General features: G+C 68.2%; 8 protein-coding genes. 2 read left to right on the top strand and 6 right to left on the bottom strand.

Annotation, left to right across the window (positions count from 1 at the left end):
- A partial coding sequence (locus ACFE7U_RS16855) for a GapR family DNA-binding domain-containing protein (protein WP_375410868.1) occupies nucleotides 1-110 on the top strand: 110 nt, incomplete at its 5' end.
- Between the two features lie 124 nt (nucleotides 111-234).
- Here ACFE7U_RS16855 and ACFE7U_RS16850 read toward each other — a convergent pair.
- The 5 genes from ACFE7U_RS16850 to purL all read right to left on the bottom strand — a co-directional run bounded on the left by ACFE7U_RS16850 (nucleotide 235) and on the right by purL (nucleotide 5,384).
- Nucleotides 235-1,692: a DUF882 domain-containing protein gene (locus tag ACFE7U_RS16850; RefSeq protein WP_375410867.1), complete on the bottom strand. Its 1,458-nt coding sequence runs from the start codon at nucleotides 1,690-1,692 to the stop codon at nucleotides 235-237.
- Nucleotides 1,693-1,993: 301 nt separating this feature from the next.
- On the bottom strand, nucleotides 1,994-2,332 hold the full coding sequence (gene grxD, locus ACFE7U_RS16845) for a Grx4 family monothiol glutaredoxin (RefSeq protein WP_375410866.1): 339 nt from the start codon (nucleotides 2,330-2,332) through the stop codon (nucleotides 1,994-1,996).
- 53 nt (nucleotides 2,333-2,385) lie between these two features.
- Nucleotides 2,386-2,886: a DUF29 domain-containing protein gene (locus ACFE7U_RS16840; protein WP_375410865.1), complete on the bottom strand. Its 501-nt coding sequence runs from the start codon at nucleotides 2,884-2,886 to the stop codon at nucleotides 2,386-2,388.
- A 23-nt stretch (nucleotides 2,887-2,909) separates the two neighbouring features.
- Entirely contained in the window at nucleotides 2,910-3,146 is a 237-nt protein-coding gene (locus ACFE7U_RS16835; protein ID WP_375410864.1) for a BolA family protein, read from the bottom strand.
- Between the two features lie 18 nt (nucleotides 3,147-3,164).
- On the bottom strand, nucleotides 3,165-5,384 hold the full coding sequence (gene purL, locus ACFE7U_RS16830; RefSeq protein WP_375410863.1) for a phosphoribosylformylglycinamidine synthase subunit PurL: 2,220 nt from the start codon (nucleotides 5,382-5,384) through the stop codon (nucleotides 3,165-3,167).
- 203 nt (nucleotides 5,385-5,587) lie between these two features.
- On the opposite strand from purL, the gene ACFE7U_RS16825 reads away from it, so the two are divergent.
- On the top strand, nucleotides 5,588-5,851 hold the full coding sequence (locus tag ACFE7U_RS16825; protein ID WP_375410862.1) for a hypothetical protein: 264 nt from the start codon (nucleotides 5,588-5,590) through the stop codon (nucleotides 5,849-5,851).
- 19 nt (nucleotides 5,852-5,870) lie between these two features.
- Here ACFE7U_RS16825 and ACFE7U_RS16820 read toward each other — a convergent pair whose 3' ends face one another.
- On the bottom strand, nucleotides 5,871-7,286 hold the full coding sequence (locus tag ACFE7U_RS16820) for a carbohydrate porin (protein WP_375410861.1): 1,416 nt from the start codon (nucleotides 7,284-7,286) through the stop codon (nucleotides 5,871-5,873).
- Between the last annotated feature and the right edge of the window lie 334 nt (nucleotides 7,287-7,620).

The raw sequence follows: 7,620 nt of genomic DNA, 5'->3' as shown, positions 1-7,620 counted from the left end.
ACGTCAAGGCGCTGCGCAAGATCGTGTCCCTGCGCAAGAAGGACCACGCCGAGCGCCAGGAGGAGGAGGCGATCCTAGAATTGTACATGCAGGCGCTGGGGATGTCGTAGCGCGGCCCGGCGCGATCCGACGCTCGGTCCCTCTCGAAGAAGGGCCGAGCAGGGTCGGTCTTGGCATGCGGGAGCGTAGCCGGATCGTCCGGCGTGCGCCCATTCCGCCCGATGTCCGGGCCGCCTACCAGCGCGGCATCAAGGCCTGGGTCGAGGATCCCGAGAACCGGGACGTGGTCGGGGCCTGAGTCGCCTGTGTCGAGAAGCGGGTCGCCATGGCATCGGCCGGGCGGGCGACGAGCCCCTCCGGCGCACCTTCGGCACGAGGGCGGGCGAGGGCCACGTGCACCACCGGAGCCGACCGGTCGATCGATTGCGCCACGGCGACGGCAAAGAGCCAGCGAAGCTGGGCGCGCGGGTCCGCATCGGCCGGAATGCGGGCGGAGACGGGCAAGGGATCGGCGGCCGGCGCGGTCTCGGCGCGGGCGGGATTGAGGTTGGCCATTCCACCCAGACCCGCGACCTGGACCGACGGACGCGGCGGCGGCAACGGCATCGCGAGCGCGGCGGCCACCGCGGCGAATTCCGCCGGCCGGCGGGGCGGCGACGGCATGATCGCCTGGACGGTGTCCTGAGGAGCGGCGGCCGGCGTCTCCGCCGTGAGAAGGCTCTGGGCGTCACGCCCGTCGCGGCGCAGGAGGCTCGACTTCGCGGACGAGTCGGAAGCCGCGTAGCCGAGGGCGGCGCGGGTGCCGGTGGTGTCCTCGGGATCGGCGCTGGCGACGACCACCGCAGCCTTCGTGCGTGCCTTGGCCGATGCCGGGGCCGGAGCCGGGGTCTCGCCGGAGCGACCGCCGCCGCCGAACAGGCCGGCGAAGAAGCCCTTCAGGCTTGGCCCCTCGTCCTCGTCGGAACCCTCTGCGTATTGCGTATAGCCGAGCACGGTGCCGCCGCGGGACAGAATGTCGGCGCGAGCCTCCTCGTAACGGGCGAGCGGGCGGTTGTCGGTGGGCAGGTGGACGGTGCGGCCGTCCGGAAACAGGCGGGCGAGCTGATCGTGGCTCATGCGCGGCCAGGACCGCACCGAGCCCACATCGAGATGGACGAAGGGCGAACCCGCGCTCGGATACCAGCCGACCCCGCCGCGCTGCATCTGCATGCCCACCGCCCGGATACGGTCGACCGAGACGTCGGGCAGGTGGAAGTCCATCGCCTTGCCGCGCGTATGCTGGCTGAACTCGGCGACGCCTCGCGAGCGCCTGCGCAGCATCGCATTGGTGCCGGGCGAGCGATAGGCGGACACGACGTTGATCGGCTCCGACGAGCCCACCGAGCGGTAGGCCTCCCACACCGTGTCGAACAGGCGCGGGTCCATCTTCGTCGGCTCGTCGATGCGCCAGTCGCGCAGCAGCCAGTTCAGCTGCTCCAGGGCCGCACGGTCGTAGCGGCCGTCACGCTTGAACGTGATCGTCGCGCTTTCCTTGGTGTGGGTGTGGTAGATCGAGAGGGTGCGGGTGTCGCCATTGGCGACGGCGTCCTGGGTGCTGCTCGCGCCACCGACGAGGATGGCAACTCCCGACAACAGGGCGAGGGATCGCGACAGGGCGCCGTGGCGGCGGGAGCGGGGCAATCGGTCTCGCATCTGTCCGTGCACGATGGTCCCACCCTCTACCAGACCGCAGCCTGAGCGCGACTCGTCATGGTGAACGCAAGGTTGCCGAAAACCGTAAACGGCCGGTTAACCGGGACCCTGACGCTGCACACTCAGGAGGCAGAACGGCTAAGTCGCAACCGTGGCGAAATCGTGCCGCGCAAGAGTGCCGGCGCACATCGGCCGGGAGGTGTGGCATCGAGGCCGCGCCAGTGCGTCGCCGGTGAACGACAAAGGCGCGGCCCGCCATCGCGGCACCGCGCCCTCATGCGTCCTGGGAGGCGATAGGTGCTCAGGCGGCGGTGGCCTTCACCGGCACGCCCTTCTCGGCGAGGAATTGCTGCAACTCGCCCGACTGGAACATCTCGCGGGTGATGTCGCAGCCGCCCACGAACTCGCCCTTCACGTAGATCTGCGGGATGGTCGGCCAGTTCGAAAAGGCCTTGATGCCGTCGCGGATCGCCATGTCATCGAGCACGTTCACGCCCTTGAACGGCACTTCGAGGTGGTTGAGGATCTGCACGACCTGGCCGGAGAAGCCGCACATCGGGAATTGCGGCGTGCCCTTCATGAACACGACTACGTCCTGGGATTCGATCTCGGTCTTGATGGCGGTGTTGACGTCGGTCATGGGAATCCTCGTCTGCCTACGATCGTCGGCTATAGCGGCTGAAGTCAGGGTTTTTACGCCGATTTCAAGACTGTCGACTCCGCGATCTGCCGAAGGGCGGCATCGATGTCGAACGGAATGACGAGAAGTTCGTCGGGGCTCAGTGGGCATTGCGGTGGCAGATCGGGCATGAGCGTATCGCCGTAAAGCGTGAGACCGAGCTTCGCCAGTGCGCGAGCCGACATCCAGATCTTGTCCCAGTTCAGGCGCTGCCGCATCGAGGGTTCGTAGCAGGCCATCGCGGCAATCTGAATTGTTCCCGCATCCTTGCGCCAGTGTTCGAGGGGAGAGGCGTCCGGCGCCGACAACTGCTTGATGACGTGAGCGAGCGTCTGCGCAAGCAGGTTCTCGACCGCACTGATCTGCGAACGCCCCACGCCTTCGATCGCCTCGCCGACGTTCTCCCAATCGAGCCTGTTCGACAGTTCCGGGCGGCGCGCGAGTTCACGTAACGAAGCCGCCTGCTGCTCGGCCCAGGTCACGATGTCGTCGTCGTAGAGGCTCGGCTGATCCATGCGATCGACCCCGCTGAACGGTCTCAATCCTGCGGGACGCCCGTGGTCAGCGCAAGGGCGTGGAGCACGCCCCCCATGCGCCCCTGCAGCGCGCCGTAGACGAGCTGGTGCTGGGCCACCCGCGTCTTGCCCTTGAAGGCCGACGAGATCACGGTGGCGGCGTAGTGGTCGCCGTCGCCGGCGAGATCCTTGATCTCGACCTGGGCGTCGGGCAGCGCCTCCCGGATCATCGCCTCGATCTCGCGCGCATCCATCGGCATGGGCTTACTCCTTCAAGGTCAGGCCGCGGCCGGACGGCTCGCCATGTAGGCGGGCAGCCAGCCCTCGTGCGCCTCGCGCAGGTCGGACAGGGATATGGCCTCGCCGCCGGGCAGGGTCAAACGATCGCCGCCGACGGTGCCGACGATGGCGGCCTCGATCCCGATTTCCGTCGCCCTGGCAAGGAGATCCTGCGCGTTCGTAAGGTTGGCGCTGAGCAGGTATCGGGCCTGGTCCTCGCCGAACAGGTAGGCATGGGCCGGTAACCCCGGAGGACCGTCCGACAGGGTGGCACCGACACCACCCGCCATCGCCATCTCGGCGAGCGCCACGGCGAGCCCGCCGTCGGAGAGGTCGTGCACGCTGTCGACGCGGCCCGAGGTGATGAGCCCGCGCACTAAATCGCCGTTACGGCGCTCCGTCGCGAGATCGACCGGCGGCGGCGCGCCGTCCTCGCGGCCGGCGATCACCGCGAGGTAGACGGACTGGCCGAGCCAACCTGCCGTGGCACCGACGAGGACGAGGACGTCGCCCTCGCGCTTCAACGCGATCGTGGCATGGCGCGTGACATCATCGAGGAGCCCGACACCGCCGATCGTCGGCGTAGGCAGGATGCCGATTCCGTTGGTTTCGTTGTAGAGCGAGACGTTGCCGGACACGACGGGGAAATCGAGGGCGAGGCACGCCTCGCCGATGCCCTTCAGGCAGCCGACGAGCTGGCCCATCACCTCGGGCTTCTCCGGGTTGCCGAAATTGAGGTTGTCGGTGATGGCGAGCGGGCGGGCGCCGACCGCGGTGATGTTCCGCCAGGCCTCCGCCACCGCCTGGCGGCCGCCCTCGACGGGGTCGGCCTCGCAGTAGCGCGGAGTCACGTCGCAGGTGAGTGCCAAGCCCTTCGGGCCGTCCTCGACGCGCACGATGGCGGCGTCGCCACCGGGCTTCTGGACGGTGTTGCCGAGAATGAAGTGATCGTACTGCTCGTAGACCCAGCGCTTCGAGGAGAGGTCCGGCGAACCGACCAGCCGCTTCAGGGCCTCGGCGTTCCCGATCGGAGCGGGCACGTCGCAGGCCGCGATGACCGGCTGGTGCGTGTTGGCGATGTGCGGCCGGTCGTAGAGCGGCGCCTCGTCGCCGAGCTCCTTGATCGGCAAGTCGGCCATGACGACGCCGTCGTGCTTGACCACGAAGCGCAGCGTGTCGGTGGTGTGCCCGATCACCGCGAAATCGAGGCCCCACTTCACGAAGATCGCCTCGGCCTGCGCCTCCATGCCGGGCTTGAGGACCATGAGCATGCGCTCCTGGCTCTCCGACAGCATCATCTCGTAGGCGCTCATGTGGGCTTCGCGCGCCGGCACCTTCTCGATATGCAGCTCGACGCCAAGATCGCCTTTGGCGCCCATCTCGACGGCCGAGCAGGTCAGGCCCGCGGCGCCCATGTCCTGGATCGCGATGACGGCGCCCGATGCCATCAGTTCGAGGCAGGCCTCGAGCAGGAGTTTCTCGGCGAAGGGGTCGCCGACCTGCACGGTCGGGCGCTTCGACTCGGAGGCATCGTCGAACTCGGCCGAGGCCATGCTGGCGCCGTGGATGCCGTCGCGTCCGGTCTTCGAGCCGAGGTAGACGATCGGGTTCCCGACGCCGGTGGCCGCCGCGTAAAAGATCGCGTCGGTGCGGGCGAGGCCCACCGCCATCGCGTTGACGAGGATGTTGCCGTCGTAGCGGGAATGGAAGCCGACCGCGCCGCCGACGGTGGGAACACCGAACGAGTTTCCGTACCCGCCGATGCCGGCGACCACGCCCGAGACGAGGTGGCGGGTGCGGGGATGGTCGGGCGAGCCGAAGCGCAGGGCGTTCAGCGCCGCGATCGGCCGGGCACCCATCGTGAAGACGTCGCGCAGGATCCCTCCGACGCCGGTGGCGGCGCCTTGGTAGGGCTCGATGAAGCTCGGGTGGTTGTGGCTCTCCATCTTGAAGACGCAGGCGAGCCCGCCTCCAATGTCGATGACGCCCGCGTTCTCGCCCGGCCCCTGAATCACATGGGGACCAGAGGTCGGGAGCCCGCGCAGGTGCTTGCGCGAGGACTTGTAGGAACAGTGCTCGTTCCACATCGCCGAGACGATGCCGAGTTCGGTCAGGGTCGGGTCGCGCCCGATCAACCCGCGGAAGCGGTCGTACTCGTCCGGCGTCAGGCCGTGCTCGCGGACGAGCTCGGGCGTGATCGGCACATCGTTGCGGAACATGCGGGTCCTCTCGACCGATCGGGGCAGTCGCGACGGCTCTAGAGCGGAAGCGCCCGGCCTGGCAACGGCCCGTCTGCGTGATCCGGCTCCGCACCTCCGTCGTTTACCACGGGGACGATCGCCTGTGCCCGCTTGCAACCGACGGGCGGCGGAATGATTAAGTCTTCGTGAGTGGAAGGAGTTTACGGATCGTGATCGTTCGCATGCGAGCGCTTCTGACGGGTATCACGGCCTTCGCCCTGATCGCGGCGACGGGCGTCGCGTCGGCGCAGATCGTCCCCGAGACCTCGGGCCAGCCTTCGGCCGGCAACTCGCCGGCGGCTGTCGTGCAGACCGGGTCCCGCCAGCGCCTGAACTGCCCGGCATGCGGCGGACGTGATCCGGGAGCCGGAAAGCCGCTCGTCGAGGCTTGGCTGGACGAGGCCGCCGCCGGCCACGCGCCGAGGCGGCCCTCGGAGCTGCGCTGAGCGCACGGGCGGGCGTCGATCAGAACTGGATCGTTGCGCGGACGCCCACCACCGCGCTGTCCTTCATCCGCACGAAGCCGTTCCGGCGCGGGTTCCAGGTGTTACCCCCCGGGAAGCGCACGTATTGCAGGTCGGGCTGGATCGTGAAGCCCGGCGCGACGACCGCCTGATAGGTCAGTTCGACAACGGCTTCGTAGCGCCGGACCGGCATCGCGATGCCCTCGAATGCGATCCGGTCGCGATCATAGCCCCGGGCGGCCCCGCCGATGCGCATGTAGCTGACGCTGATGCCCGCCACATCCGCGGGCCTGCCGGGCAGCAGGCCTTTGTAGACAAGGCCGGCATCCCCGTAGAGGTCGACGACGCTGGCCTCGTTCGGCGAGCCGGCGATGCGCAGGAAGGTGGCGGCGCCCCGGTCGCTGTCCGCGTCCTCGCGGTAGAGTGTCTGGTCGACCAGCGCATAGACGCCGTCGTTGCCGCGCCGGCGGCGGGCGATGCCGCCGCTCGAGGGATCGGCGAGAGACCTGCCGAGCAGGTCGAATCGCGGATCGTCGAACCGGCCGAAATGGTGATAATAGCCGAGCTTCACCGTTCCGGTCCGCTCCGGTCCGGGGGCGTCGACGACGTAGCGGTGCGCGGCCTCGGCGATCAGCAGGGGAGGCACCTGCAGCGGAAAATCCACGCCGTCCGGGCTCCGCCGCTGCGGATCGAGGTCGCGGTTGCCCGCGCGCGGCGGCGCAGGATCGCCGTTGAACAGGCCGACCATCAGAGTCGTGCGATCGGACGGGCTCCATTTGGCCCGGATACCCGGGGTCGCGAAGGGCGAGGCAGGGCCGCCCGACGGAAGGTTGGCCATGGCGATCACTGGCCAGCCGAAGGTTTGGTTGATGAAGACGGTCGCGGACGGGCTCACCAGGAACTCGGCATCCGCCGCGAGCCGGCCTGCCCGAACGGTCAGCGCCTTGTCGAGGAAGGCTTGCTCCAGCCAGAGCTCGTGTAGACGCGTCGCCGGCAGGGCCTCGATTCCGCTCACCGTGGCGAGGTTGCCGACGTAGTAGCGCGAGATGTCGGTTCCGTGGATCTGGTAGGCGTTGCTGTGGAAGCTGAGGCCATCCAAGCCCATCAGGGTGTCGAGATCGGCATCGACCTGGGCGTCGAGGCGGCCCTCGTAGGCGGTCCCGCGGCGCATGCCGCCACGCCGGTTTGAGAAGACCTCGCCAATATAGGTAGCGTTGACCTCGATTCCCCGGTCCTTCAGGGCCGCTCGCCCGGTCCGAACCCGCTCGGCGAGACTTGCGACGACGTCGAAGCGTGGGGCGAGGTCGATCTCGGGCAACGAAGCCGTCCGGGGCACCTCCGCCGCCGTGGCACCGCAAGCTCCGGCCAGAGCGAGAAGCAACGAGATCCATGGCCGGAACGTACGGAAGCGGGGCATCACGCGGATCGAGACTGCGAATGCGGCGCAGCCTCTGGGCCGTCGCGTTCGGCGTCCTCCACTCCGCGCACCACGCTCGACCTGAACCCATTGTCGGATCCCCGAGGGGAGCGGGGGAGGCTGCTCCAATCAGCAATGCGTGCGTCGAAAACCTCGTTGTCTCCGCAATCGCCGAATCTGACGAACTGGCGGGGTTGGACGAATTCTGATCGTTTTGTGAATGGAGGGCAGATGAACATTTGATGTTGGCGTTCACCGGTTGCGGAGACAAATCTTTATGAGGGTTTTAGGGCTGCATAGATGACCTACTTTCCTCGCTGAGCAAGTTCGGCAG

Source organism: uncultured Methylobacterium sp. (assembly GCF_964251405.1).
Classification (GTDB): Bacteria; Pseudomonadota; Alphaproteobacteria; order Rhizobiales; family Beijerinckiaceae; genus Methylobacterium.
Note: the sequence above shows the minus strand (reverse complement) of the source record. Positions and strands in the feature narration are given on the sequence as shown.

Coding starts and splice junctions, on each gene's coding strand:
- ACFE7U_RS16850 (WP_375410867.1), bottom strand. CDS start 1,692: ATGCGAGACCGATTGCCCCGCTCCCGCCGCCACGGCGCCCTGTCGCGA.
- grxD (WP_375410866.1), bottom strand. CDS start 2,332: ATGACCGACGTCAACACCGCCATCAAGACCGAGATCGAATCCCAGGAC.
- ACFE7U_RS16840 (WP_375410865.1), bottom strand. CDS start 2,886: ATGGATCAGCCGAGCCTCTACGACGACGACATCGTGACCTGGGCCGAG.
- ACFE7U_RS16835 (WP_375410864.1), bottom strand. CDS start 3,146: ATGCCGATGGATGCGCGCGAGATCGAGGCGATGATCCGGGAGGCGCTG.
- purL (WP_375410863.1), bottom strand. CDS start 5,384: ATGTTCCGCAACGATGTGCCGATCACGCCCGAGCTCGTCCGCGAGCAC.
- ACFE7U_RS16825 (WP_375410862.1), top strand. CDS start 5,588: ATGCGAGCGCTTCTGACGGGTATCACGGCCTTCGCCCTGATCGCGGCG.
- ACFE7U_RS16820 (WP_375410861.1), bottom strand. CDS start 7,286: ATGCCCCGCTTCCGTACGTTCCGGCCATGGATCTCGTTGCTTCTCGCT.